This is a genomic window from Burkholderia sp. KJ006, assembly GCF_000262695.1.
GTDB lineage: Bacteria > Pseudomonadota > Gammaproteobacteria > Burkholderiales > Burkholderiaceae > Burkholderia > Burkholderia vietnamiensis.
In genome coordinates, this window is sequence record NC_017921.1 from 470963 (window position 1) to 497892 (window position 26930).

At 60.1% G+C, this 26930-nt stretch carries 20 protein-coding genes and 6 pseudogenes; 11 read left to right on the forward strand and 15 right to left on the reverse strand.

Annotated features, from left to right (window positions below; all coding sequences use genetic code 11):
- Positions 1-243: 243 nt before the first annotated feature.
- From MYA_RS16210 to MYA_RS16230, 4 genes are all read right to left on the reverse strand, one after another.
- Complete coding sequence (locus MYA_RS16210; protein WP_011881069.1) at positions 244-672, reverse strand: PRC-barrel domain-containing protein; 429 nt, start codon at positions 670-672, stop codon at positions 244-246.
- A complete protein-coding gene (locus tag MYA_RS32425) occupies positions 669-1118 on the reverse strand; it encodes a hypothetical protein (protein ID WP_014724188.1) in 450 nt (149 codons plus the stop codon). Before MYA_RS32425 ends, MYA_RS16210 begins: the two co-directional genes overlap by 4 nt.
- On the reverse strand, positions 1115-2245 hold the full coding sequence (locus tag MYA_RS16220) for a 3-deoxy-7-phosphoheptulonate synthase (protein ID WP_011881071.1): 1131 nt from the start codon (positions 2243-2245) through the stop codon (positions 1115-1117). The genes MYA_RS32425 and MYA_RS16220 overlap by 4 nt, the downstream gene beginning before the upstream one ends.
- Positions 2246-2442: 197 nt before the next feature.
- Complete coding sequence (locus MYA_RS16230; RefSeq protein WP_041494015.1) at positions 2443-3153, reverse strand: YceH family protein; 711 nt, start codon at positions 3151-3153, stop codon at positions 2443-2445.
- Positions 3154-3634: 481 nt separating this feature from the next.
- On the opposite strand from MYA_RS16230, the pseudogene MYA_RS16240 reads away from it, so the two are divergent.
- Positions 3635-4735: pseudogene (locus MYA_RS16240) on the forward strand (IS256 family transposase); the annotation flags it as partial.
- A 7-nt stretch (positions 4736-4742) separates the two neighbouring features.
- Here the strand turns inward: MYA_RS16240 and MYA_RS29910 are convergent.
- Positions 4743-5968: pseudogene (locus tag MYA_RS29910) on the reverse strand (IS110 family transposase).
- Positions 5969-6203: 235 nt separating this feature from the next.
- Here MYA_RS29910 and MYA_RS16255 point away from each other — a divergent pair.
- The 5 genes and pseudogenes from MYA_RS16255 to MYA_RS16275 form a co-directional block, all read left to right on the forward strand.
- Positions 6204-6425: pseudogene (locus tag MYA_RS16255) on the forward strand (transposase); the annotation flags it as partial.
- A 270-nt stretch (positions 6426-6695) separates the two neighbouring features.
- Positions 6696-7460, forward strand: a complete 765-nt coding sequence (locus MYA_RS16260; protein ID WP_041494019.1) for an SDR family oxidoreductase — start codon at positions 6696-6698, stop codon at positions 7458-7460.
- Positions 7461-7471: 11 nt separating this feature from the next.
- Positions 7472-7801 (forward strand): annotated as a pseudogene (locus MYA_RS16265) (cupin domain-containing protein); the annotation flags it as partial.
- Positions 7802-7832: 31 nt separating this feature from the next.
- Positions 7833-8570 carry a histidine utilization repressor gene (hutC, locus tag MYA_RS16270; protein WP_011881076.1) on the forward strand — a complete coding sequence of 246 codons (738 nt, stop codon included), beginning with the start codon at positions 7833-7835 and terminating at the stop codon, positions 8568-8570.
- A gap of 283 nt (positions 8571-8853) precedes the next feature.
- Positions 8854-9717 carry a LysR substrate-binding domain-containing protein gene (locus tag MYA_RS16275; RefSeq protein ID WP_011881077.1) on the forward strand — a complete coding sequence of 288 codons (864 nt, stop codon included), beginning with the start codon at positions 8854-8856 and terminating at the stop codon, positions 9715-9717.
- Positions 9718-9738: 21 nt separating this feature from the next.
- Here the strand turns inward: MYA_RS16275 and MYA_RS16280 are convergent.
- A pseudogene (locus MYA_RS16280) lies at positions 9739-10260 on the reverse strand (amidohydrolase family protein); the annotation flags it as partial.
- A gap of 914 nt (positions 10261-11174) precedes the next feature.
- On the opposite strand from MYA_RS16280, the gene MYA_RS29920 reads away from it, so the two are divergent.
- The 5 genes from MYA_RS29920 (at position 11175) to MYA_RS16305 (ending at position 17866) form a co-directional block, all read left to right on the forward strand.
- The gene (locus tag MYA_RS29920) at positions 11175-11579 is read left to right on the forward strand and encodes a DUF2384 domain-containing protein (protein WP_083854895.1); all 405 of its coding nucleotides are present in this window, start codon (positions 11175-11177) and stop codon (positions 11577-11579) included.
- 130 nt (positions 11580-11709) lie between these two features.
- Positions 11710-13422, forward strand: coding sequence for a VPA1262 family N-terminal domain-containing protein (locus tag MYA_RS31200; protein WP_148278571.1), 1713 nt, complete (start codon positions 11710-11712; stop codon positions 13420-13422).
- Entirely contained in the window at positions 13419-14843 is a 1425-nt protein-coding gene (locus tag MYA_RS31205; RefSeq protein WP_148278572.1) for a hypothetical protein, read from the forward strand. The genes MYA_RS31200 and MYA_RS31205 overlap by 4 nt, the downstream gene beginning before the upstream one ends.
- Positions 14844-15010: 167 nt before the next feature.
- Positions 15011-16702 carry a hypothetical protein gene (locus MYA_RS31210; RefSeq protein ID WP_148278573.1) on the forward strand — a complete coding sequence of 564 codons (1692 nt, stop codon included), beginning with the start codon at positions 15011-15013 and terminating at the stop codon, positions 16700-16702.
- 76 nt (positions 16703-16778) lie between these two features.
- Positions 16779-17866 (forward strand): IS3 family transposase gene (locus tag MYA_RS16305; RefSeq protein WP_085954460.1). Its coding sequence is split into 2 segments (ribosomal slippage): positions 16779-17040 and positions 17040-17866, totalling 1089 coding nucleotides; the frame shifts between segments, so codons are not numbered across the junction.
- Between the two features lie 3 nt (positions 17867-17869).
- Here the strand turns inward: MYA_RS16305 and tnpB are convergent.
- The 9 genes and pseudogenes from tnpB to MYA_RS16335 all read right to left on the reverse strand — a co-directional run bounded on the left by tnpB (position 17870) and on the right by MYA_RS16335 (position 26913).
- A complete protein-coding gene (gene tnpB, locus MYA_RS32610; RefSeq protein WP_083854896.1) occupies positions 17870-18115 on the reverse strand; it encodes an IS66 family insertion sequence element accessory protein TnpB in 246 nt (81 codons plus the stop codon).
- On the reverse strand, positions 18112-18519 hold the full coding sequence (gene tnpA / locus MYA_RS29930; protein WP_083854897.1) for an IS66-like element accessory protein TnpA: 408 nt from the start codon (positions 18517-18519) through the stop codon (positions 18112-18114). The genes tnpB and tnpA overlap by 4 nt, the downstream gene beginning before the upstream one ends.
- Positions 18520-18891: 372 nt before the next feature.
- Complete coding sequence (locus tag MYA_RS16315; RefSeq protein ID WP_014724202.1) at positions 18892-20292, reverse strand: RNA-directed DNA polymerase; 1401 nt, start codon at positions 20290-20292, stop codon at positions 18892-18894.
- Positions 20289-20921, reverse strand: coding sequence for an SLATT domain-containing protein (locus tag MYA_RS16320; protein WP_014724203.1), 633 nt, complete (start codon positions 20919-20921; stop codon positions 20289-20291). The genes MYA_RS16315 and MYA_RS16320 overlap by 4 nt, the downstream gene beginning before the upstream one ends.
- Positions 20922-21202: 281 nt before the next feature.
- The gene (locus MYA_RS16325) at positions 21203-22057 is read right to left on the reverse strand and encodes a hypothetical protein (RefSeq protein ID WP_238539598.1); all 855 of its coding nucleotides are present in this window, start codon (positions 22055-22057) and stop codon (positions 21203-21205) included.
- A gap of 12 nt (positions 22058-22069) precedes the next feature.
- Positions 22070-22246 (reverse strand): annotated as a pseudogene (locus tag MYA_RS32170) (NAD(P)(+) transhydrogenase (Re/Si-specific) subunit beta); the annotation flags it as partial.
- A gap of 779 nt (positions 22247-23025) precedes the next feature.
- Positions 23026-24234, reverse strand: coding sequence for a hypothetical protein (locus tag MYA_RS31225; protein WP_148278575.1), 1209 nt, complete (start codon positions 24232-24234; stop codon positions 23026-23028).
- On the reverse strand, positions 24218-25225 hold the full coding sequence (locus tag MYA_RS29940) for a serine protease (RefSeq protein WP_083854899.1): 1008 nt from the start codon (positions 25223-25225) through the stop codon (positions 24218-24220). The genes MYA_RS31225 and MYA_RS29940 overlap by 17 nt, the downstream gene beginning before the upstream one ends.
- Positions 25222-26913, reverse strand: coding sequence for a caspase family protein (locus MYA_RS16335; RefSeq protein WP_158333097.1), 1692 nt, complete (start codon positions 26911-26913; stop codon positions 25222-25224). The genes MYA_RS29940 and MYA_RS16335 overlap by 4 nt, the downstream gene beginning before the upstream one ends.
- Positions 26914-26930 lie beyond the last annotated feature (17 nt).

Genomic DNA, 26930 nt, shown 5'->3' on the forward strand with positions numbered 1-26930 from the left:
GTTTTAAGTGGATTCGGCGAGAGGTGTGACCGAACCCGCGTGACGTCGATGCGTCGCCGCGCACTGTTGTGCGGCGGTGGTCGGTAGTATTCCGTGCAAGGGGGAGGCGTACAAGCGCACAACTACGTATGCAGCGCTACGTAGAATTACGTAGATGCCAGCGGATGGGCGCTGGGCCGACGCGCGCGGCGACATCGCGCGCGCTCGGCCCGGCCCGGCACGTTGCGTACCGGGCGCGGAGGGTCAGTGCTTCTCGTCGACCTTGCGCGGCTTCGGCGGCGACGGCACCTTCGTGTACTGGAATGCCGGCGTGGCCTTCAGCGCGGCCTTCGTCGCGCCCGGCAGATAGATGTTGCCGTTGCGCACGTCGAGCGATGCGATCGGCACCGCGACGTCATGCGCGGCAACGCCGAGGAAGCCGCCGGCCGACACGATCGCCGCCGACACCGAGCCGTCCGGTGCGACGATCAGGTCGCGCACCGTGCCGACCTTCTGGTTCGCGTCGTTGTACACGGTCTTGCCGAGCACGCTTTTCTTCACGCTCCAGCCTTCGAGCAGCGCCTGCGATTGCTCGACGGTGACGCTGAGCGGCTGCGAGCCGGCGATCTGCGCGTGCGCGCTGACGCTGGACGCGAGGACGGTTGCTGCGATGAGGGTTTTATAGAACTTCATGCGTATTGCACTCCGGTTCGGTTGTTGTTGATTCCGGGAGCAAAGCGACGCGGGATAACGGCCGATCGGTGAATACCGCGCGCTTCGTCGGACGCGTGACGGCCACACTCGCCGCCGCCGCGGGTGTGCATGACGAGCCGGCATGACCGGCCCGCAGCGTGCAACACGCGTTCATGGTAGCGGCATTCGCCCGATCGTGCGTTGAGCGTGCGACGCCGATGCGCATCGCGCTCGATGAAGATCAAAAGATCGTGCGCGGCGGCGTGGCGGAATCGCTGCTGCAGCGTCGAATTTGCGCGACGCGGCCTTCGTCGATGCGCTTGCCGCGATGCGAACGGCTCGGCGTCGCTGCGGACGCCGGGCTTGCGAAACGCCGATTCCTCGTGCGCGCCGGACGTCCTCGGGCTGCGGCCGAACTTCGCCGCGGTCCGATACGGACAGGTCACGCGTTGCGCGACGCGCCCCGGCGCTGCCGCACGGCTTGCGCGAGCACGTCGAGCACCGGCTCCGTCTGCGACCAGCTCAGACATGCATCGGTGATCGACACGCCGTACTTCAGCGGCACGCCCGGCTTCAGATCCTGACGGCCGGCCTCGAGATGGCTCTCCACCATCACGCCGATGATGCGCTGCTCGCCCTGCGACAGCTGGCGCGCGAGATCCTGCGCGACGTCGATCTGCCGCTCGTGCGACTTGTTCGAGTTCGCATGCGAGCAATCGACCATCACCTGCTCGCGCAACCCGCTCTTGCGCAGCACCGCGCAGCTCGCTTCGACGTGCTCGGCGTCGTAGTTCGGACCATTCTTGCCGCCGCGCAGGATCACGTGCGCGTCGTCGTTGCCGCGCGTCTCGAAGATCGCGGCCATGCCCATCTTCGTCATTCCCATGAACGCATGGCTCGCGCGCGCCGCGACGATCGCATCGGCCGCGACCTGCACGCCGCCGTCGGTGCCGTTCTTGAAGCCGATCGGGCAGCTCAGGCCCGATGCGAGCTGACGATGGCTCTGGCTCTCGGTGGTGCGCGCGCCGATGGCGCCCCACGCGATCAGATCCGCGATGTACTGCGGGCTCAGCAGGTCGAGGAATTCGGTCGACGCCGGCAGGCCGAGCGCGTTGATGTCGAGCAGCAGCTGTCGTGCCGCGCGCAGCCCTTCGTTGATGCGGAAGCTGCCGTCCAGACGCGGATCGTTGATGTAGCCCTTCCAGCCGACCGTCGTGCGCGGCTTCTCGAAGTACACGCGCATCGTGATCAGCAGATCGTCCTGCAGCGCGTCGGCGGCGGCCTTCAGGCGGCGCGCGTACTCGAGCGCCTGGTCGTGGTCGTGGATCGAGCACGGGCCGACGACGACCAGCAGCCGGTCGTCGCGGCCGTGCAGGATGTCGCCGATCGCGCGCCGCGTGTCCTCGACGAGCGTCTGCGTGCCGGCCGGCACCGGCAGCTCGTCCTGCAGCAGCGCGGGCGAGATCAGCGGGCGCACGGCGCCGATGCGGACGTCGTCGATGCGGGTCGTGTCTTGCGTCGCGTCGGCGCTGCCTACCTCGCGATCGTGGGAGGGATTGTCGAGGTTATGCATGGAAATTCTCCGCGGTACATCCGAAATGATGGGCAAGCGCGATTATGGCATTCGAGCAAGGCCGTCTATGCATTGCCGCCCAGCCTCGGCGACGCGTGCGCGATGCACGATACGCGACGCCGGCGGTTGACGCGGCTGCGCGCCGGGCGCGCATCCGCGCGCATCGGCATGCTGCGCGCGCGGCCGACGCGTGATGGTCAGCCGGCGTCGCCCGGCGCGTCGACGTCGATGCCGAGCTCGGTCGCCATGCGCTGAACCAGCGCATTCAAGCGCGCCACTTCATCGGCGAGCCGCTTCTGCTCGGCCTTCAGCGCCTCGAACTCGGACGGCGGAACGGAATCCGCGCCGCCGCCCGCGTCCGAACCGGCGAAGTCGGCGAGGTTCACGTCGCCGCACATCAGGTGCATCCAGCGGTTCTCGCGCGCACCGGGCGCGCGCGGCAGCCGCACGACGAGCGGCTGTGCGCGCGCCACGAGCTCGTCGAGGAATGCCTCGACCGACGAGATGTCGGCGAAGCCGTGCAGGCGCGCGCTGTTCAGGCGCAGCTCGGCGGCCGTCTGCGGACCGCGCAGCAGCAGGATCGTCAGCAGCGCGATCGCCTGGCTCGGGATCCCGAGCACGCGGTTCATGTTGTGCTCGAAACGCGGCACGCGGCTGCTGCTGCCCTCCATCACGAGGCTCAGGTGCTTGAGCCCGTCGAGCGCGGCCGTGACCTCGTCCTCGCTGACGCTCATCACCGGCGAGCGCGCGGTTTTCTGGTTGCAGCCGGCGGTCAGCGCGTTCAGCGACAGCGGATAGGTGTCCGGCACCGTGTGCTGCTTCTCCACGAGCACCCCGAGAATGCGGGCTTCGAGAGGCGTGAGTTCGCGCAGGGCGCGGGGCGTGGGCAGGTCCGGCGTGGTGTTCATGATGGCGTCGCAACGTGCAGCGGGTGAAGGGAATCGGTGGCTCGCCGGTCCGGCGGCGCGGACGGGCGAGCCATATGATAGCTCGCGCGGTGACGCGCGGCGCGCGTGCGGGGCACGGCGCGCCGACTTGCCGCAGCGGGGGCGGGAGGGCGGTATGGCGGGTGGGGGATGGTGGGATGTTCGTTGCTGTGGATTCGGGCTGCGGGCGGCGCCGTGCCCTTGTGCCCTTGTGCCCTGGCGTCTCTGCGTCTCTGCACTCCGGCGTCTTCGCCTTTGCGCCTTTGCGCCTTTGCGCCTTTGCGCCTTTGCGCCTTTGCGCCTTTGCGCCTTTGCGCCTTTGCGCGTTGGCGCCTTTGCGCGTTGGCGCCTTTGCGCGTTGGCGTTGGCGTTGGCGTTGGCGTTGGCGCATTGGCGCATTGGCGCATGGACCTATCCGTGATTTCGTGGGCGGGGCATATCATGAGGTGTAAAAGTCATGGATATGCCAATGAAGAAGAAAAGGCAAACTGTAGCGCGTCAGGCAGCGGCCCGCGGGCCGCTGCCTGAACTGCCCAAGGAACTGCTGGACCAGTTGGTCAAGGGGCCGATGACGCCGGCCGAGGTTCAGGACCTGATGCTGGCGTTCAACAAGGCAGTCATCGAGCGCGCGATGGGCGCCGAGATGAATCTGCATTTGGGCTACCGACCAGGCCAGTCCAAGCCGCCCGGTCAGGCCAACGAGCGCAATGGCGCCAGCGGCAAGACGGTCATCACCGATCGTGGCCCGGTTCGGGTCGAAGTCCCCCGCGATCGCGACGGCAGCTTCGAGCCGATCCTGATTCCCAAGCACGAGCGCCGCTTCACCGGCTTCGACGAACGCATCATCGCGATGTACGCTCGCGGCATGAGTGTGCGCGAGATTCAGGCCTTTCTGGCCGAGAGTTACGGCACCGAGGTATCTCCCGATTTCATCAGCTCGGTCACCGACGAGGTGATGGCCGAAGCGCTGACTTGGCAGAGCCGCCCGCTCGAAACGATGTATCCGGTGGTGTTCTTCGATGCCCTGCGGGTCAAGATCCGTGACGATGGTGTGGTCAGCAACAAAGCCGTCTATCTGGCCCTGGGCATCCAGGCCGACGGCCAGCGCGACGTGCTGGGCCTCTGGATCGAGCAGACCGAGGGCGCCAAGTTCTGGCTCAAGGTGTTCAACGAACTCAAGACGCGTGGCTGTCAGGACATCCTGATCGCCGTCGTCGATGGCCTGAAGGGGCTGGCCGAGGCCATCAGCGCAGCCTATCCCCGCACGACCGTTCAGACCTGCATCGTGCATCTGATCCGCAACAATCTCGAATACGCCAGCTACAAGGACCGTAAGGCGCTCGCCGCAGCGCTGCGCCCGGTCTACGCGGCCGCCAGCGAGGAGGCGGCAAGGCAGGCACTGCAAGACTTCGCTGACGGCCCTTGGGGCGCGAAGTACCCGACCATCGTGCAGTCGTGGCAGCGTGCATGGGAGCACGTCATACCGTTCTTCGTGTTTCCGCCGGAGATTCGACGAGTTGTCTACACAACGGATGAAATGCACAAGTCCCGCACCGCGCTTCGCTCGTTCGCTATGTTCGCGCCTGCGGCCACCGTATCGGCGCGCTGTCTGATTTGGGGCGCGACTGTTTCCACCGGTTAAACAGTCTCTGATAGGTTCGCTCAGACTGCTCGGCCACGGCTCGCTCTTGCTGACGCACACTCTTCAGACTGTAGGCCGCAGCCGAACCTTTGCGCGGGCCATGCTGCGCCGGCATTCCAGCCTGCAGTTCCAGCGCACGCAGTTTGTGCGCAGTCAACGCCGGGCGATCCCACGCGAACGGTTCACCGCGTGTCAGCACATACCATACGATTACTGCGAGTTTGCGAGCAGTCGCGACGGCGGCAATTTGCTGGCCGCGGCGATCGCGCACGCGCAGGAAGAAGGCGCGCAGCGGCCCGGGCGCTTGCGTTGCACCCCAAGCGGCTTCGACCAGCATCGCCCGTGCATAAGAGCGCCCGCGCTTGGTGATGTGACCATGCCTGGCCGGTGCCGGACCGGATTGATAGACTGATGGATTGAGACCGAAGTAGCTCACCAACTTCTCCGGATTCGGAAACCGCGCGATGTCGCCGATGGCCGATAGCAGTCCGATCGCCACTGTGGTGTTCACGCCAGTGATCGTTAGCATCACGCGCAATCGCGCATCGTCGATGGTCGCTTGCGCGAGCGCTTGCTCCACCTCGCGCAGATCGTCGCCGAGGCGGTCCAGTTCGCGCAGTCGCTGCTCAACACCCAGTCGTTCATCCAGTGGCAGCGGTTGAACACCGAGCCACGCACGCCCCTTCTTGCCAAAAAGATCGGTGGCGGGACACCGCTCGATCAGGTGTGCAATCAGGACTGCGTGAATCTCGTTCTTCAGCCGTGTACGTTGCCGCACCAGCTGTGAGCGGCGCGCGATCTGTCGACGCAACGCCAGCGTGTGCTCGTCCGGCATCCATACTTCCGGCAGAAAACCGCTCGCATACAGCTGGCTGCATCGATCTTGTCCGTCTTGACGCGAGCCTCCGCGATCAGCCTAACTTGCAGCGGATTGGCAATCGCCACACGCGCGACATGCGCGCGCAAGACGTTGACGATGGCAGTGGTATTGCCGGTCGCTTCGAGTACCACATGATCGGTGGCACGCAGCTTTGCCGCAAAGCGCTCCAGTTCATCGCGTCGCAACCCGGTGCGGCCGCCTGCATGCAGCGTGCCATCCTCCAGGTACGCGATCTCGGCCACGGAGCGCGACACATCTAACCCTACGATTCGCATAACCGTCTCCCGTTTCAGATCACTGTTGGGAGCCGGTGGGACAGCACGACAACTACGGATTCGCGCTCGCAGCGCAACCGGGCGGGTCGCAGGGGCGGCCAACTACTAACACGAGCTCGCGGCTCATCGTATAGGAACGGCCTGCCCACCCGAAGTGCTCCCCAGTGCCCCATGTCCCGGATGGTCACACCATACGCTCAAACCGCTCGGCGCGGGAACGCGAGGCACCGGCTATATCATGCCGGTTACGAACGCCATTGAAAGTCTGAACATGCAGTTGCGCAAGATCATCAAGACTCGTGGTCACTTCCCGAATGACGAGGCCGCGATCAAGCTGCTCTGGCTGGCGCTGCGCAACGTGCTGGCCAAGACCGTGCGGGCCGCCTTCGACTGGAAATCAGCGATGAACCAGTTTGCTATCCTGTTTGGCGAGCGATTCACGCAGGCGCGCGGATAACGCGCTGTTCAACCGCCTCGCCCACAAAAATGCGGACAGGTTCTGGCGCATTGGCGCGTTCGTGCGTTCGTGCGTTCGTGCGTCGGTGCGTTTGCCCGTTTGCGCGTCGCGCACGCCGGCGCTACGATACGCGTCACGCGTCGCGACGCTGCGCGATCCGCTCGCGCATTCGCGCCGGCGCATCGGCGCATCGCCTGCCGTGCCGCCGCGCCTCCGCTTCGCACGTTCGCGCCCCTGTTCGCTCCCTCATCCGCACACTCGCTCACCCCCATGAATGCAACCGCTTGCGCACCTCGCGTGCGCGCCATCGTCACCGGACATACGCGCGGCCTCGGCGCATGGCTCGCCGAACAATTGCTGCAGCAGGACATCGCCGTGCTCGGCGTATCGCGCAGCCGGCATCCGTCGCTCGCCGCAACAGCCGGCGATCGCCTTGTCGAGACCGAGCTCGACCTGTCCGACACCGCGGCCGTGGCGGCCTGGCTCGCCGGCGGCGCGCTGCGCAGCTTCGTCGACGGCGCATCGCTCGTCCTGCTGTTCAACAACGCAGGCGTCGTCGATCCGATCGGCCCGCTGGCCGCGCAAGACCCGGCGCTGGTCGCGCGCGCGGTCGCGCTGAACGTCGCCGCCCCGCTGATGCTGTCGGCCGCGCTCGTGCAAGCCGCAGCGGCGCCGACCGAATGCCGCGTGCTGCACGTGTCGAGCGGCGCCGCCCGCAACGCATACGCGGGCTGGAGCGTCTACTGCGCGACGAAGGCCGCGCTCGATCACCACGCGCGCGCCGTCGCGCTCGACGCGAACCGCGCGCTGCGGATCTGCAGCGTCGCGCCGGGTGTCGTCGACACCGGCATGCAGGCAACGATCCGCTCGACCAGCGAAGCCAACTTCCCGATGCGAGAAAAATTCGACGCGCTGAAAGCGAGCGGCGCGCTGTCTACGCCCGACGAGGCCGCGCGACACCTGATCGGCTACGCGCTCAGCGACGCGTTCGGCGCCGAGCCGACGGCCGACGTCCGCAACCTGCCTGCCGGCTGAGCCGATCACCGTCACGCGCCGGTGAGCGCACGGCAATGGGCGCGGCGGCCGACCGCGACGCGCATCACTTCGAAAGCATCGCCGCCGGCCTCGCGCCGAAGAAGACGCTGCCGTTCGTCGTACCGCCGCTGCACGAATTCGTGGCGTCGACGTTTCGCGAGCACGAACGCAGGGAATTCCCGTTCGTCCACAAGGGGCGCGTCGAGATCGAATTTCCCAACGAGACGGTGCAACTCGCGACCGGCGATTCAGTCTATTTCAACGCACTGATCCCGCACCGCACGCGCAGCGTCGGCACCCCGCAGGCGGAGATCCTGGTCATCGTCAGTCACGACGGCTAGCGTCGTCACTTCTACGCGCGAGGATCCACCGATGGTCACGAAGGCCACCGCACCGTTCCAGCAGATCAAGACACTCGTTCGCCGGAACGTCGCGTCGGGCGAATGGCGCACGGGCGAGCGCATTCCATCCGAGCTCGATCTCGCCGCGCGCTTCGGCGTCGCGCGCATGACGGTCAATCGCGCGCTGCGCGAGCTGACCGAGGAAGGCGTGCTCGAGCGGATCTCCGGCGTCGGCACCTTCGTCGCCGAAGCGAAGCCGCAGTCGAACCTGCTGATGATCGCGCACATCCGCGACGAGATTCGCGCGCGCGGCCACGAATACCGCTGTCGCGTACTGAGCCGCGCGCGCGAGCCCGCGTCGTTCGACGTGGCCGCCGCGTTCGGGCTCGACGTCAACACGCCGGTCTTTCACGTGGTGTGCGTGCACGAGGAGAACGGCCGCCCGATCCAGCTCGAGGACCGCTACGTCAATCCGGCCGCCGCGCCCGGTTTCATCGATCAGGATTTCGAAGTCGAGCCGCCGTCCGAATACCTGTTCAACAACGTGTCGCACCACGAACTCGAAATCGAGCACGTCGTCGACGCGTCGCTGCCGACCGGCGAGCAGGCACGGCTGCTCGACATGCCCGCCGACGAGCCGTGCCTGACGCTCACGCGTCGCACCTGGACGAACGGCTTACCCGTCACGTTCGTGCACTTCGTGCATCCGGGCAATCGTTACCGGCTCGGCTCGCGCTTCAAGCCGGGCGCCGGCCGACACCAGACCTGAAGCGGTCACCGCGCCGAGCAACTTATGCCTGGCCGCTAACGCGCGGTTTCCGGGGCGTTCAGTGTCGACCGATCCGTCGTATCCCGCTACATCGACGCACCGCGCGCTTCCGCCAGGGGCGGCCGCAGAGCGCGCTCATCCAGCGCACGCGCCAGCGCTGCGTTGAAGTGCGTAATGGCGTGCAGCCTCCACATCAATCGCGGTTGCCGACACGCACCGGCCATGTTAAAAATCGCCCACCGATAGTTGAAAATGAAATGCGGCGATCCAAACAAGTGCGGAAATGAATAGACCCCTGTTCGACCTCGACCTGCTGCGCGCGCTCGTGATGGTCGCGGATTGCGGCAGTTTCACGACGGCCTCCGCACGGCTGCATTCGACGCAGTCGACCGTCAGCCAGAAGGTGCGGCGGCTCGAGGAGATCGCCGGACACCGGCTGCTCGACCGCGGCACGCGCGACGTCCGGCCGACCGACGCGGGCGTGACCGTGCTGAGCTACGCGCGCCGCATGCTCGCGTTGAACGACGAGATGCTCGAAGCGCTGACGGGCGCCACCGTCGCGCTGACGATCCGGCTCGGCGTGCCCGACGATTTCGCGGCGGGCCGCACGACGCACGCGCTCGCGGCGTTCAAGCGCGATCATCCGCAGGTGAAGCTGGAAGTCACGTGCGGGCTGAGCCGCGACGTCAGCGCCGCGTACGATCGCGGCGAGCTCGACCTGGTGCTGATCAAGCAGCGGCGCGGCAGCCGCGAGGCGGTCGTGCGCTGGCCCGAGAAGCTGCGCTGGATCGACAGCGCGCGGCATCCGTCGATCGATCTCGATCCGCTGCCGATCGTCGCGTTTCCGCCGCGCGGGCTTTATCGCGACGACATGATCGAGGCGATCGAGGCGCGCGGCCGGCGCTGGCGCATCGCGTTCACGACGTCGAGCCTGAGCGGCATCCAGGCGGCCGTCGCGGACGGCCTCGGCATCAGCGTGCTGCCCGCGCGCGCGGTCACCGACGAGCACGTCGTGTTGACCGCGACGCAGGGCTTCGCGCCGATCGAGAACATGGACATCGCGATCCTGCACCGGCCGACCGCCGATCCGGTGGTCAATGAACTGACGAAAGCGCTGGCGACGATGCTCGAGCACGAGCAGCACTAAGCGCGTGCGGCGGCATTGCGCTCAGAGCAGCACGCCGTCGCGCGCAACGATCTTCCCCGACGACACGACGAGCCGCCGCAGCGGCCGCGCGACTACGGCTTCCGCGAACGTCGCCACATCGACGAGCACGACGTCGGCGCGCTTGCCGGCCTCCAGGCCGTAGTCGACGAAGCCGCAGCCGCGCGCGCCGCCGTGGGTCACGCAGTCGAGCGCGACTTCGAGCGCGTCGTCGCGTCGGAAATCGTCGCGCATCGCGATCAGCATCGCGCGCTCCAGCATGTCGGGCGAACCGAACGGCGTCCACGTATCGCGCACGCCGTCGTTGCCGCCGATGACCGTCACGCCCGCCGCGCGGCACGCGGCGACCGACGGCACCGGCACCGCGGCCGGCGCGGTCGTGACGATCGCGACGCGCAGCTCGGCCATCCGCGCGAGCAGCGCGTCGCGCTCGCGTTCGGCGAGGTCGCCGAGGCAGAAGCCGTGGCTGATCGTGACCTTGCCGCGCATGCCGAGCGCGGCCGTGCGTTGCAGGATCAGGTCGAGCTTCGGCTCAGCAGCCAGGCCAATGCCCTCGAGGTATGCATGCATGTACGCTTCGAGCGTGTGATGACACGACATCGTGAGCGCCTTGCCGCGTTTTTCGTACAGATGCACCTACAGCCAGCGCTGTTGCACATAGACGTCGTCGACCCGCATCGTGAGCGCTGCGCCGATCTGCGTGAACGAAAACACCATCAACGCGATCCGTGCGCGGTCACGCAGCCCGACCGGCATCCTCACATCGATACTGTCGAGCAGTTACTCCGCTTCAGTCGCGTCGAGCACTGGCATCTTGCCCTGCTTTGTGGTGTAGGTCGGGCCCTTCACCGGCGCGGCGGAATGTACGGTCCATCTTGGCCGGTGACGAGCCCGTCGAACATGTGACAGATCGCTGCCATGCGCTGCTTGACGGTTGCGATCGACGATGCTTTGTGCGCGGGCGAAATCGCACGTTGAATGGCGGATGAGCGCCTCCGATGTGACAACGTCGATCAAACATTGCGTCATATACCACCATCGCCAAATATTCTCCGATCATTTTCTGCCCACCGATATGGATCACATCCCTTGCACGTGGCAGGTAGCCAATTATTCAAAGACAACTTATTGAGACTGCGGACATCTTTTCTGAGAGACAACACCAGTGTGGGCTCGCAGAAAAGGTGTCTTTGGGCCCCTAGACAGATCAAGGACTTGGACATCTTTTTTGAGAACACAGGATGCTTCTTGTATCAAAAAAGATGTCCGCCGCCCCGGAAATTCTCAGAAAAGTTGTCCTTCGAAATGTCACGCCCGTGCCTCGGCGACTCGACGATACTCGGCGACCAGCAGCGCAATGGATGATCGTTTCAGCGGCCAGCGATGCCGGCACTTCTTGTGCTATAAATGTGCACATAGTGTGCTCCGAGAAAGCCTCCATGAACCGTGGTCTGGCCCGAGATTCAACTCCACCCCTCGATTTCGATCACTTCCTGGCGTCTTTGAAGGACTCGGAGAGCGCTGCGCCAATCGTCTCGGCGCGACGCTTCGCGGCCGCCCTGCATATCGATATGCAGACACTCGCACGGCTGGCCCATGTCCATCGCAATACCATTAGTCGTCTTCCCGGCGCCGAAAGCGTGCAAAAGTATCTTCGAGACGCGCTGCGTGTCATCCGAGCTGCAACCGACATCTCCGGAGATATATGGAGCACGCTGTTTTGGTATCGCAATGAACCGCTGCCGACCTTTGGCTACAAGACTGCCGAAGAGCTGATATCGGAGGGACGCACTGAAGACCTGCTGCGTTACGTCACATCGCTTAAGGCCGGTGCGGCTGGATAGGCCGGAGACATCCGTTGCGGGTCCGCAGAATTGCGGCTATCTTTAATGCTTCAATCAGTATTTCGGCATAGTTAACGATTAACAAAAAATTAGATTGGATTGGCACCATGTGCGAGAGAAGCAAACGGGGATGAAAATGGATGTGATCCAGCGGCAAGATAACATTAACAAAGCAGTGATATCACTCAGAAAGCTTCTTGAAATAGGACTGCTGGGACAGTACACGTGGTTCGAGGCAATTGAGGTCATTGCCTTCGGCAATGTCGATTCTGCGGGAAATAGGCCTACACGCAACGTCTTTTCCATTTACGTCGCGGAGCACGGCGAAATGCCATCCACGTCGAGGTCAATTTTTCTCGACAAAAAATCCAAAAAACTCAAAGGCTTTGATGGATGGAGTTTTCGAGTTACCAAGCGTCCTGTAGGCATCAGTGAGCTTCTCGAGAGTCTCGAATGCTATGGCCGAATTGGTACTTGGACACCGCCGGGTCAGCCCCCCCTCGAAGTTGGGAACTTAGTAGCTAGGCCAGCGGCGTTTTGTCCGCCCGACTCACACACAGACGTTCCCCTCAACGCGGTTCTCAAGAACAACTTTTGGTCAGGTTCGTATGTGATTGAGCTCAAAGACGACGAAAAGTCGACATTAAGAGACCTGGCTCGGAAAGATGCTGCTTTTGGGGAATTGTCAGAATGGCTCATGACGATGTTGCCACTGAACTTGGCGCGTGTCCCTGATCGCATCGGTGATGTGTTGTTTCAGATTCCTGCCAATGCACTAGTTGTGAATTTTCGTCGCCGCCCAGGTAAGCCAGTTGAACTACGCCTGGCTTGGAATCCGGAAATTAAGGCACGGCCGGTACTTGCGGAGTACCGCGTCGAACAAGATGGGCTGATTTCTTGCTTCTCTCGTTTTGATTTGCAAGAGGGGGCCTGGGCCTTCGACATACCTGAAACATCCGGCGATCTACAGATGTCGGTCTGGGATATAGAGAACAATCTACTTCTCGCTGCGACGGCTACACTTCAAGTACATGGTGGAAAGTGGCGCTTCGAATCTCACACTAGCAGCGGGGTGGCGGAACCACGGCGATTCAAAGCGATTGGCCCAGGGGGCGACGCCGAGATACACGAGATCGCTCTGATGGAGCCTTCAGGAGGGTGGCGGCACCATCGCCAGCCACGACGCCCCGAGGACGTCGATTGGAGAGCGCGAAGAGAGCTCAAGGCTAGAATGAATCAGTTGGTGGTGTCTCGGAAGTTCTTGCAGTACGGCCATGATAGCGCCAGGCAGCAGGATGAGCGGCGACGTGCATTGGAGGATCTCCGCGTGCTCATTCGTTCTGTTAGCCACGGTGCTGTTTACCTATGGGATCCGTATTTGTCGGCAAATGATGTTCTTAACACCCTCGCGTTTTGCACCGACGCGGGGACTGAGCTATGGGGATTGACATCCTCAAAGCCATCTAAAATGCGTCAGTGCGACACCAATGACGACGTAGACGATATCGATAGCGCCGATGCTGCTGATGCGACAGACCGTGAGCAATGGATAGAGACTCAGCGGAATACGTTGGACGATGCGTTCGATGGCCCCCCATGCATGAAGCTTGAGTTCCGCATGAGTTGGGGTATCCAGGGCAGCTTTCATGATCGATTCTTAATTTTTCCAGGACTGGGTCGTGGTCGTACACGAGTCTGGTCGCTTGGCGCGTCTATCAATCACATCGGTGCGCAGCATTGCATCGTGCAGGAGGTGAGCTATCCTGAGCCTGTACTCGAGGCCTTCCAAGGTTTTTGGGAGCAAAGCAATAGGCCTGAACACCTGATTTGGAAATACTCATGAAGCAAGAGGAAGTTTTAATCGGTATCGCGGAAAGAAAGGCGACAGTCCATCCTCTGGAACCAGCCTCTCTCAGGTTCTCGCTCCTGCAGCATGACGGACCCGCGTTTGATTTGGTTTTGTCGAATCTCCTAGAGGAATTTCCTTTTTTATGGAACGGCAGAGAAGAATTGACGGATTTTGAACTTGAACAGTTCGACCGCTTATTTGGATGGTTCGTGGTGCAATTCGTTGAATTCATTGACGACTCGGAGAAACCAGAAGCGGAGTTGGCGAAACTGCTGGCAGTTGCCGCGACACTCGATTTCAAGGATCAACTATGGGGCGAGGTTTACAAAGTGGCCCCCACCATATCAGAGCGACTGTTATCAACCTTAGCCAATCTGATGAGGGAGCGCCACGTAAATAGTGAAGAAATCCTTGCAAGAGCCCACTTAAATGCGGATCAGATAAAATTAGTCGTCGCCAATGTCACATCCAAGAATTGGAAATCCTTAGAGTGGGTGTTGGATCACTTTTGGATGGACTACAGATCGCCGATCAAATTGCAGGCCTCGGCTGCGCTATACAGGTATGATAGGTCACTTCTGCAATCTCTTATTGAAAATGAGCACGATTTATTTGAAGTCGCCTCATTCGTTCGTCACGCACCTATCGAATGGTCTTTGCGATTTGCCTTGGAAAGCAAGAATTGGACGCTTAAGTTCTGGGCTTTTCACAACTCCGTGAGGCATGCTGCGCACGACGCAGCATTCTATGCTGGAGAGTGGGAGACGCTGTTGTCTGAAGCATCAAGGAATCCGAATGAGTGGTCACGATGGCTGGCTGTTCTAAATGAATCTCCCGCACGCTATCCTCAGATTCAAGATGCACTTGGTAATTCTCTCTCCCGCGCCTCAGGTAAAGCACTCGACGAATATGTAAACTCCATCTCGATAAGCGCACTAGATTCTGACAGAGAGTCGGTAATTATTGCGTTAGCCACTTTTCGGCAGAAAGCCGATCTAAGAGAGCGACAGAGGTTATGGCGCACAGCATTCAATAAATGGGAGAAATGGGATTTTGGATGTGCAGAGGGATCCGAGAGTTTGTTTAGAGTTGTGTCGAGTTCCCTTGATTTTTTCGTAATAGGCTATCTAACGGAGTGCTTGGATGCTGGGGGGCGTGATGAACTGATCGCACAGCTCAAAGTGCGCTCTGCTTCAATTGAGCGGACGTGGCACTCAGATATTACCGTCGCAATGACGGAACGATTCAAGGTTATTTCAACGTATCGAGTTCTCGCGCATGCTGAAGCGGTATCGGCTGGCGAACTTGACTGGCTCAGGGCTCCTTCGCTCGTCAAGCCACCATGGGAGGATGGATCATTTTATCGAAGCCTCCGATACGACGACTACCTTTCAAAACCTACGTTCTTGGATTAAGCACCAGGTTGCGTGCAAAAGAGTCGCTGAAACCATGATCTGTCGGCTCGGGCCATTGGGGGTGCCGCATGTATCAGGCTTCGCGACACTGGCCGGCAGCCCATTCGTTCAAGATCTCGCAACACACGTACCGTATAGCAATTCCCCTACCTTCCGTGGACAATCCAATGTCGACAATCAGAGGCGATCATCAGGATGAACTTGCCGAACAAGCACGACAACTCACCAATATCCTGCAGACCCTAAAGCAACAACTTTCGTCGCAGTATCGTCAGATGGCCCAAGAAATTACAGCTATCGAAAAATTGAAGCTCGTGGACCACAGCTCAATGCGCCAAGAGGCGCTTAAGACTCAGCTCGCTGCGCTTCAATGGAGCCAACGGAACTTGAATGACGTTCGACGTGAAGGCAGCTGGTACGGCCTTCGAACTCCCTTGCTTCTGGCCAAAGCACTCAAAACCGCAAACCGTGCTCGCAAAGACCTCCAGCTGGCTGATGAAGCCTTTGAAGCGTCCCAAACACGCCATGCCCGAGACGAAGCAATCACGCGACATAACGATCAAGTAAGAAATGCACTCGCACGGCTTGATGGTTGTCGTAAAGCCCGTGATGCTTACGAAAACTTGGCCAAACTCGTCGAAAAATTTCATACGGAAGCGACTGCAGCCATAGACGCGGCCACAGGCTCCGGATGGATCTCAAAAGACTTTGAGACTCGCTTCCGGCTGATCGTGAAGTTGATTCGCGAGGGCAAAATCAGTCATGGGAAATCGGAGCTCCCTCTGCTCCGGTTCCAGGTCAAACCATCTGACACTATCTACGAAGCGTGGCGCGACGAAGCGGTCACACTAAGGAGCGTAGCGTACGAAACCTACCTGGGCATGTCCGCTACCGGCGCATACGGAGACATCGTCCAGAAGTCAATTAATTTGGCACGCACGTCCCTTCGCAACTCTGCAGCCCAAACCCTGCGCAGCGACGACCACACAGCAGATCAATGGCAACACCTCTCGTCGCTCGTTACCGACCCGCGGAATTTCACTACAGATGCACTGTGGGCTATCTACTGGTCAATGTTTCAATGCAGCCAATGGGCCACGCGCGCGCTCTCAGAGTCGCGTCCTCACGAGGACATATTCACCGGAAAATTCTCCGCGCAAATTGAACGCTATCTCGCCGATTTTGGTGCGAAGCGACTTGCCAAATTTGGCTATCCCTCTGCCCGTTCCTATATCGGAACGTGGGAAATCGCCAGTACGCGCAGTGAAACCGCCCTCGGCGCCGACATCGGCGTGGTTATCGATATCGATATCGGCCCGCTTCAATGTCGAAAGGTTGCGCTTCTTCAAGCCAAGTACGCCACCAACGGACGTGCCAACATAGGAAGTGAAACAGGTCAATTGCCACGGCTCGCATCCCAACCCTCGAAGGGATTCTATTTGTTCTATCACTGCTCAGAAGGGCCAATACATTCTCCGGCACCGACAGTTTGTTCCGCCCTTGAACTGAGGGACCATATCCGTAGTATGGGAAAGAGCCCTGACGCCGCATCTTTGTCGATCGGGATTCGCGAACTTGGCTACGACTGGGCTAGCTTTGTGACATTCGGCCTCTGCCAGCCTCAATCCGCACTCGGAGTATCGTTTGAAGCCGCAGAGGACGCACTGGTGACGCTGAGCGACGGGCACCCTGATCATCTTCCGCAGTATTTGTACGTGATCGCACTCTCTGACGACTCGCGAGTTGAAGTTTTGCGGGAAAAGATTCACGAGCGCTATCGGGAAGTAGCGTTGGTGAAACAGAAAGGCTACAACCAGCGTAACGAGAAGACCATCGACCGTGGCGGGCAACAGCGCTAGATCAAGTGATGTGGTAATACCCCCGTTCAGTAGGCGGGATCAGAAGTAGAATTTCCAGCAAAGGGAGTTCTACGCGATGAAGAAGTCGAAGTTCACGGATAGCCAGATCATGGAAGCGCTCAAGCGCGCGGAAGCTGGGGTGGCGGTGCCGGAGATTTGTCGGGAGTTGGGCGTTAGCACGGCGACCTTCTACAACTGGCGCAGCAAGTACGGCGGGATGGACGTGTCGCTGATGGCCAAGATGAAGGAGCTGGAAGCGGAGAACGCGCGACTGCGCAAGATGTATGTCGAAGAGAAGATCAAGGCGGAGATCGTCGCGGAGGCGCTAGCAAAAAAAGACTGAGGCCATCTACCCGCCGCGAGATGGCCAGAGAAGCAGTAGCGAGCCGGGGTGTGTCGATCCGGCTTGCGTGCGAGGCATTTGGCATAAGCCAAACGTGCTACCGCTATGAGCGGCAGCGCAATGCGGAGAACGAACAGATTGCCGATTGGCTGCTACGGCTGACCGACAATCATCGCAACTGGGGCTTCGGGCTGTGTTTCCTGTATCTGCGCAACGTGAAGGGCTTCGGCTGGAACCACAAGCGCGTGTACCGGATTTATCGAGAACTGGAGTTGAACCTGCGCATCAAGCCGCGCAAGCGGCTCGTACGGCAGGCGCCGGAGCCGCTGATCGTGCCGGCGTCGGTGAATGCGGTATGGTCGATGGATTTCATGCACGATCAGTTGAAGGACGGCCGCAGTATCCGGCTGTTCAACGTGATCGACGACTTCAACCGAGAAGCATTGGGAATCGAGATCGACTTCTCGTTGCCCTCGGCGCGCGTCATTCGGTCACTGGAGCAGATCATCGGCTGGCGGGGAAAACCGATGGCGTTACGCTGCGACAACGGTCCAGAGTATTTGAGCGATGCGATCACGCAGTGGGCCACCAGACAGGGCATTTCATTGAACTACATCCAGCCTGGCAAGCCGCAGCAGAACGCCTACGTGGAGCGATTCAACCGGACAGTACGCTATGAATGGCTATCGCAGTACTACTGGGACGACCTCGCGCACGTGCAGCACTTCGCAACCGAGTGGATGTGGCAATACAATCACGAGCGCCCTAACATGGGCCTTGGCGGCGTGACGCCGAAACAGCGGCTCATGGCCGCGGCATAGTCTCTACTTCTGACTCGCGTTAAAAGCGGGGGGATTACCATGTGACCGCCCCCTCGCACGATTCTCTTGTGCGAGCATACAGCAGTTACGCTGAATCGATCGCTTGCCGCGGAACACGAACACGTGGCCGCTGAACGGGTCTCGCTCCAGCACGGTCTGGACCTTGGCTGCCAAGCTATTGAAGCCCGAGCGCATGTCGGTCACGCCCGCGGCCAGCCAGATCTTCGTGTGGCTGGGTAGTCCGATCATGCTGTCGGTCCCGACGTGCCGCGCAACATACTGAGCTCCAACAACAGCGTGGCTTCATGTGGCGAGCCTTCGATGCGCACTCGGGTGTTGCCTACGCTGATCTCGATGGCGCCCGCCGGAGCGGCACTGGCGACCGGCGCCGGGGCCGGTTGCTCGATCTCTTGCGCCGGTGCCTCCACGGTCACGGGCAGCAAATCCACCGGACCGTATTCGCCGCCACGCAACGCTCGACGCCATTTGAACACCAAGTTCGGATTCACCCCATGCTCCATCGCCAGACGCGCCACCGATACGTCCGGCTCGCACGCCAGCTTGGCCAGATGCCGTCGAAATTCGATCGGGTGATTCGGGATGCCTTTGCGTGAAGTTCTCTTCGGCGTATCTGTTGCCACTTTGGTTCCCACTACTTTGGTGGGGACTACTCTGGCAACTTCCTTTCACATCGTCGAGACGGTGTTGGGGACACGCTTACGGGGAAGCGTGACCTTCCGAAAACGATCTCGGCCACCGGTCGTGACGAAAGCACTAATGGTAGCGAGCACGACATCGGTTTTGCGGATTGGTCTACGTCCTGGCCACGCTCTGAACCGCCATTCCAAGCAACTACGACTGCCTGCCCCGGGCCGAACAGAGCCCCTCCCCGGAAATCTGTGATGAACCTTTTTTCTGGTTCTGCGATGGTCTCTTGAGTCGGTCGTTCCGATAGTTCGTCGATCTGCCCTGCCATTGGAGGGGAATAGGACCCGGGCATCGCGACAAAAACGCCCCGGCTCGTGTCACGAGATATCCTGAATATCCAGTTCGAGTTCTTTCGTGGCGCGCCGGATCCGAAAGGCGAAATTCGCCTTCACGGCTGCATCAGACATCCCCGGGACACTGTAACCAAAGTAGCGCTCCAGTATGCGGCGCATTTCCGCGACAGACGCGGTATCGAAATTCGGTATGTATCCCGTGGCCGTCGGATTCTTGCGATGGCATTCGAAATACGCGCGCACGAAGGAGCGCACCGGCGTCCGTGGCCTGATTCTAAAGCGATTTAGCATGTTCACAACCGTGTGATCGAGCTTGCGTAACTGCTCCAGGCTGGACTCGTCAATCTGCGAGAAATAGAAGACCCAGCCCTTGCGGGTCTTCTCGAAAATGCAACCGGTAATGCGCAGATTGATTCGCCACAGCAGGGAGTTTTTCGCAAAATCCAGCAGCTTGCGACGCTCCGCCTTTGAGTGATGTTTGCGCCGGATCTCCTCGCAGCGATACTTGTATCTCGTGAAGATGTCCGCGAGCGATCGCTCCAGTCGCTGGACGGATTGCTCCTTGACACGCGCCTTGCCGTCTCGAAAAAGGTAGCCGAGGAAAGTAAACTCATTCGTTACAAGACCGAAAGTCGATTTGGACCCGTCAGTTCCTACCGGATGAACCGACAATCGGAAATCGCTTTCCAGCGTGCTTCGCAGCTCCTCGAAAAGTGGCGCGGGAGGTTCTGACGTCAGGAGAAACACGTCATCGACATAACGGAAATACGCTACGTTTGCTTTCGACGCCACGGCGGTATCGAACGGATGCAGGAAGATTTCCGCCAGCAGGTTCGAAATGGCCAAGCCCTGGGGGACACCCACGGCAACCGCTGCCTTTGACTTGTCGGCGACGGATACCGTTGGTGTTTGGATCGCGCGCTCGAGCAGCGCCACCGCCTTGTGGCTTTTCAGTCTGGTCGTGACCTGCGCCCGAAGGATCGCATGAGGGATCGATGGATAGAAGTCGCGCACATCGAGCTTGATGAACGAGCTGTATTTGCCTGTGGCAATTTCTTCCTTGAGTCGATGAATCACGACCTGAGGAATCTGCAGGTTAAGCTGGTCCTGGAAGCGTGCGCGCAGGAAATCGCACAGGGCGCGCAGCGTGATCCGGTCGCGAAACGTTGCGATTGAAATGACCCGCGGCGGCCGCCCCGAGCCCTTGGAGACTAGTTTTTCCCGGTACTGGGAGAAGCGATAGGTAGAGTTGGCCGACTTCCTGCGGATCAGCGCAATCTCACTCCTCAGCACTTTCTCGAATGTCGGGCGGTTGATCCGATCGATGCCGATTGCGCCCGATTTCGCGATGTGCTCGTCGTAGATCCTGCGCAGATTTGCGCTAGCGAAAATCTCCCGGTACGTCGAACCGGCTAGCGTACTCATTTCCGGTACAGGTAATAGAGAACAAAGAAAACGGGAGGGATGACATAGCCACCGATCCAGACGGCCCAACGACGGCCGAAATAGAAAAAAACGCTTACCGTCTCCCGTACTGAAAGAGGGCGACTGCTTTGGGGGATGCCCCACCGTGCGACCGCGTCGTCGATCTCGGAGTGGTTTTCACCGTCAGCCATGATGCGCGCGTATTCCTGCTGAACCTCGGCGTAAGCGTGTTGGGCCTCCTCTACCGAATTCGCCCAGTCCAGATTCGCCAGATTGTCGAGAAGCAGATGCAGCTTCACATACATAATCTTGAATGCCTCCGCCCGACCTTTGAAATTCCGGGAGTTGACCGCGGGCGTCAGGCCGAACAACAGCACGGACACCACCAGCAGCGTTACATTGGCTGCGTCGTCAGAGATGCCGCCCGCATGAAACTTGAGCATGTAGATCGACAGCACAAGGATATAGGCCGTAAAAAGCTGGAGCATCAGCTGCGAGTGAAAATCGTTTTGCAGCAGGCGCTTTTCGGCTTGGATTCTTGCTTTTCTCGTGAACCAGATACGGTTGGTGAGTGCTTCGCGGGACTCCTGGAACGCAGAAGGGAAATTCAGGGTGGCGCCGGATGTCATTATCAGTTTAGTGAGGGTATGCGAATAGTTCAGAAAGGATTAACTCCCCGACGGGACTGGCCGAAGCCCGCATGCTGCGATTTAATAGATTCACCCCAATGGGGTCCTGAGCCGGAGCCCAGCGCATACCCCCACGGCAATATAAATGAGTGCCGCAGACGAATCAACAAGGTTGTTGTCTTTTCGGCTCGTGAAAGGGTCCGTTGCATCGTCAAGGTGGTCAGCAAGCGTTCACGATTCGCGCGGGGATGCCTCCCCGTGCTGCTCAGTAAGCGTCGTCGTTACGTCCCGGTGCGTGCTGCGCCAGCATCCTCAGTCCCAGTGTCGGCCGCGCACAAATCGCACGTTCGCTGCTGGTTACGATAATGGATATAGCCCCGGTGCGGATCAGGGATCTTGTCCGGATGCGTGTGGTTCCTGATGTACTGTGCATCGATGGTGCGGCGAATGACATAACAGGGCGACGGACCGCTTCCGACCCGCCGCTTCGTGACCTCCTGCCCCCACACCGATAGCACCATCTTCGCAACCTCCTCGATATCCCGCCACTGGACGATCTCAATCGGAATATCGACTTCAAGGACGGTCGGAATACCGCGTTCGCGCAGCAGAAACCTGTAATCCTCGCCACGCGGGGAAACGCCCAGATGCGCGGCCAGCGCCATCAGGAATTCGCTGCCCTGAATGATGTAGTGGCCGTACTGGTCGATCATCTCGCGGTCGTCACCGACCAGCCAGATGGCGCCGCGCTCGCGGGTACTTCGGTCGCCCAAGGAGCCGATCGCGGCGTTCAGATCTGGTGCCGGCACCTCGGGAAACATCGCCTGGAACTGAAGAACCAACTGGTCGGCGTCCTGCCCCCGAAGTCCATGCGCGTAGTAGCTCGACAACGAGAGCGGCCGGCAGCCATGGAATGCCTTCAAATGGGCGTAATGCTCCGAGAGACTGTGGACGAATTCGGGAAACACATCTTCCCAGTCTGGCAACCACGACATGTCATCCGACCAGCATGATGGGCGCGTTCTGGCAAGCGTGCGTCGAATAGCAGGTGTCAGTAGATGTCTGGCGTATTTCGATGCGGCGTCAAGCCATTGAGCGCGGTTGCGCCAGTCGAGTACTTCCCCGGTTTTCGTCATGGCGGGCCGCTGTCACGCGCGGGTGGCGGCACCCCGTGGCGATGACGCATCCGCTTGTGACTCAAGCTGTTGTGGAGCTGGCAATGGTACACGGATCTTGCCGAACAAACATGCGGTTGTGTCCTTGTAGAACAGCGGATTGTCGACACCTACATAGCCGGACGCCATGCTGCGCTTCATCACGATCGTGCGCATCTTGGCAGGCCGCCTGTGAGCCCTCGCCGCTGCCGAAGCCGCCCGAGATCACGCTGATGAAGTTGCGGTTCATCGCGCGGCACATGATGTAACACGATCATCAACCGTACAAGTCCGGGACAGAGGATGCCTTCGGTTACAAGACTGCCAAACCGCCAGTGTCCAAAGGACACTTTAAGGACAGGTGCCGCCTTCCCGCGCCCGCAGTCTGCGCCCGCGCAAAACGTCTTAGACCGCTTTCAGATAGAGAAGGATCTGATCATGTGCTTCTGTCACGATGCCGTTAGATTCATGCAACCTTCATGGTCAAGCACTCACTCCTCCAGGTGCTTGGTGCACAGATACTCCGACGATTCCTCGCTCGTAACGAGCGCCGCAAGCGGATATGAGTCCTCGTCGGGCCGCTGCCGTATTCGCATGATGCTCACCTGCCGTCCTCGGGCATCACGACGGGTCGTTCGCGATGGCGAAGCCGTGCCGTCTGCCGGTCTTCGCGGAGAGACGTTGGGCGCTCCCACGAACCACCATTCAGGCAATGCACTTCGTCCGGTAAAGCAATGCGGTAGGGATGGCCTCACATGCGTCCAGCTCCCCTTTGCTGCACTCCTCGTACGGTGTGTTGTCGGACGCCTGCGGCAATTTCGAATCCAGGACATTCGATCCAATGAGATTCACTAGCAGCAGATTGGCTATCAAGGGGCCACGTGAGCTCACAATTGGTCAAGATTTCAGCCGTGAACTCACATTTCGTCCTTGCCCGACTTGAACGCTAATCAAGATCTAGTAATAGAGCTAAGCACTTTCGTACATGCGACCTTGATGGCATTGCTCTGTTGCGTGAGGTCGATCTGGTCGACCATTGACTGTGTCACCAGGCCTGAAGGGGTCGGCGAAAGACTGTCAGCGATCATAAAATTGCGTAACGCTGAACGAGCATCGGCGCCAGCCGTGGCAACGTTGGCCGCATCGCCCGCAACCTTGCACGCATTGAGCTTCGAAATGGCGAGTCCGAACTTGGAGTCCGCGTCGTTCGCCGCAGTCACCGACTTCGCCGCATTGTCCGCGGCAGCCTGCCGTCCCACGGACGGAATGAGTATCTGCGATAGTTGTGTAGTTTCGGCAGCAGTCACTCTCGAGTCGCTGAATGTGGTCCCCAGAAAGCTGAGAAACTCATTCTCCCCTTGAGTTTCACTGACCATCGCCGTTACCGTCAATGGCCTCACCACGTCTGCTTTCGATATGGAGAACCAGGGAGACTCGTAGGGGCTCGAGTATGTCGTGCTGCTCTCATATCGATATTGCCGCGAGGGAGTCAGTTCTCCGAGGATGACGGTCGCCGCCGGCGCATTGTCCAGCGTCGGTTTCGTCCCAGGAGGAGTGATGGCAAAAAATAGCGCAACGTTTCTTTCGTCGCCCCATCGAAACGTGCGCGTTCCAATCGGTCTGGTGTATGACGCGATGATAGGTCTGATCGTCATTGCGGTCTTATCGACGGAAGTAATGAACTCACCCTCGAAAATAAAGTCGGGCGCACCGGAAAGCCAGACCCCCCTGTTGCCGAGTTCAGAAGGCAACGTGGACGGCCAGCCGACAGGCGCAGTCCAATCGACCTTCGATGTTCCCACAGTGACGAACGTCCCTCGCACAACCAGCACACAATTCGGGAACGCATCGGATGTTGTTTGTAGGTTACGTGAACTCGTGATGGTCCACGTCTTAGAGGCACCAGCAGCAGTCAGCGCCTTTCCGAGATAATTTACACCAGCGGTGATTACCGTCCCCGCAATCGCGTCCGCGATAAGCTTTTCCTTACCGCCCTGCGTGGATGGTGTCGGTGGTTTGGCAACGAGACAGGGGCCGAGCGCGAGTTGCATGCCGGGCAAGCTGCCCATAGCTGTTGCATCTGTGTCAGCCACGGCCAAGATATTCGTCGATCCCGACAGAAGTACCGCGAACGTCAAAAGTCTATTGAGATGCTTCATGAGTCGCACTCCGGTTTGTAAGAGAACTAGCAGAAAAAGCATTCGCGTTTCCATCGTCGGCATTTGCCGCCGGCAATGTTCGGCAAGTGGGTTTCTTTCGTTGGCAATTCTCGATCCAGTCGACATATCGGGCCACACGCGTATACACACCGTAGCGATTCGGTCGAGCACAGCCTTCACCCCAACTAACGATGCCCGCAAGACGCTGCCCCCCTTGAACCGACACCGTCAGCGGCCCACCGCTATCACCCTGACAGGAATCTCTCGGCACTCCCGCGAAACCGGCGCATACCATTTCGTCCTTGACAGCGTTGTTGTATGCAACGGGGTCGTTGCATTCCTGATTCGTGAAGATCATTAAATCGACAGTTCGCAGTTCACGGACGGCCGAGCCTCCCTCGCCGACCGCGCCCCATCCAGTCACGCGCGCAGCCGCATCACCCACCAACGCCAAGGATTCGGCCGCTGGCTGAAGCAAGTCGATAGATCGAATCTGCGGACCCGCCATCGGGGCCTGCAACCTGAGCAACGCAATGTCGTGGCGGGGAATCTCGCCAGGAACATAGTCGGGACGGGTGATGATCTCGGCAACTGACACCCGAACGCCGCCTTTGTCGACATCGGTAGTACCGCCAAGTACATCGACATAAGAGGCCAAGGTTCCGTTGTCCACGCAATGCGCCGCCGTCACAACCCAACGGTCAGCAATCAAGCTGCCGCCGCAAAATGGTCTACGGTCCGCACCTGTCTTCGTCGAACGAATTAGCGCGACCTGCCACGGATCGGCGCCCGGATTCGCGAACTTCCCCCCTACAATTTTTGGCTCAATGAGCCATATGCCATTCACATCGTGTGTGATCGAGCTTCGCATCGGCAACGATCCGAGATTCCCCTGCAGAAGCTCGATATCCGCGTCTCCCTGTGCATAGCAAAGACCGGCTGCGCCGGTCATGACAGCCACCGTCAGCCAACGAACGATCCATACTCTCATTTCACCGCTCCTTGGCTAATCGACACCGTTGCAGTGTTAGCCGCGGCCTGGCCGCCTCCCAACGTCATGGAGATGCGCCCAGTGTCAACGCCTTGGGAAATTAGCGCAGCACGAATGCGCAATGCGCGGAGGAACGCCTGCTGACGCGCTTTGAACGTGTTTGGGTCAGAAGACAACCTGACATCAACGTGAACGACAGAAGAGGTCTGCCCAAGGGCTTGGGCCCAGTGATCCCCTTGTGGTCCCTTGACGAGATCAGGCAGCTGATCGCCCTCAACCTCGACGCTCAGAATGCTCGAGGCTGGCGATGTATCGTGAACCAAAATGCTTCCGACAAAGCCGACGACGCCGTCTTGCCGCAGGACCTTCGACCAGCCCTCGCGAGCAACACCTTGCAAGATTCGGACTTCCTCTCCTTTTCTCACGACGCCGAGGATCTTGGAAGACAAGGGCACTGGCGTGGCGCGAAGAAAAACATCGTGCTCCGCGATCGCCGTACTCACGTTCGGCTGCGTGATCGACGGGGTCTTGAGCGAACCGGACAGAACAATTGCCGTTGCCGGCAAGGCTTTCGTGACAACGGTCGCAGGGGCCGACGAAGTTCCCTCAAGCGCCTTGATCCTGTCTCGCGCGGCAGCCGAGTACGGACCAGCGGGATACATGCTTAAGAAGAGCCGCAATTCGGAAAGTTGGTCGCTTGGCTCAGAGTCCATGACGGTCCGGATCCAAGTTTCCCGTTCATCCTCCTCCAAATTCATGTTGTCCATCAGGAGGACCTCGCCTGCGGCGGATGCGTTGAGAAACGGCTTCTGCGACTGATCGGTCAGCGACGATACGTCGTCCCCCACCGATCCTAGGACCATTTCAAGTGGCTTGTTTAGCTTTGACGCCAGCGCCACGAATCGTCGCGTGAAAATGCTGCCCTTGTCCGGCGTCTCCCCCATGAAAAGACTGTAAGAAGGTTTCCCAGGTTCGGCCGCATAAGCAATGAGAAATCCTTGCGGGGCGGACATTTTGCTCAGCCCCGCCCTCGGCTGCACCGATGAGGACGGAGTTGCAGACAAAGCACTAGTGGAAGAAAATTTCGTCGCAACGACGGACGTGGCCGAATCCGTGCCGCTCACCGCTACCGACGTAGCTACTGCAGGCAAACTGAGTATGTCGTCCCGCGATCCCGCAAATGGGTCTGCACGGCAGGCGTCGAGAATCACAACGGAAATCCCCGCCTGAGCGTCTTGCAACTGCTCAATGATCCACGGCAAGCTGACGTAAGTCAGTCCCTCATGGCCAGACGCCGCAATTTTGGCATCCATGGGCACTAGATAGTTGACGTCGTACCGTTCCAGCCCATGCCCGCTGAAAAAAACGAACGCAACGTCTCCAGGCTGAATGCTGCTTGCGAACGACTGCACCGCAGCCAGGAAGCTCCTTCGGGTTGTTTCGCTTTGAGCTAAAAGCGTCACGACGATATTTGCGTCAATCTTCTTCAGTGCCGTCGCCACCATAGCGGCGTCGAACGTAGGCGTCGAAAGCTTCGTTGCATACTCGTAGTCGCCAATGCCGACGACCAGCGCACGCTTGACTGGAGGCTTTTGGATCTGGGCCCAGGCCGGAAGACGGGAGAGTGACGGCACCAGCGGCACCGGAACTGTATCGGCGCACGATAAGCCCGCTAGCAACGTCAGCATGAGTCCTGCGACTAACA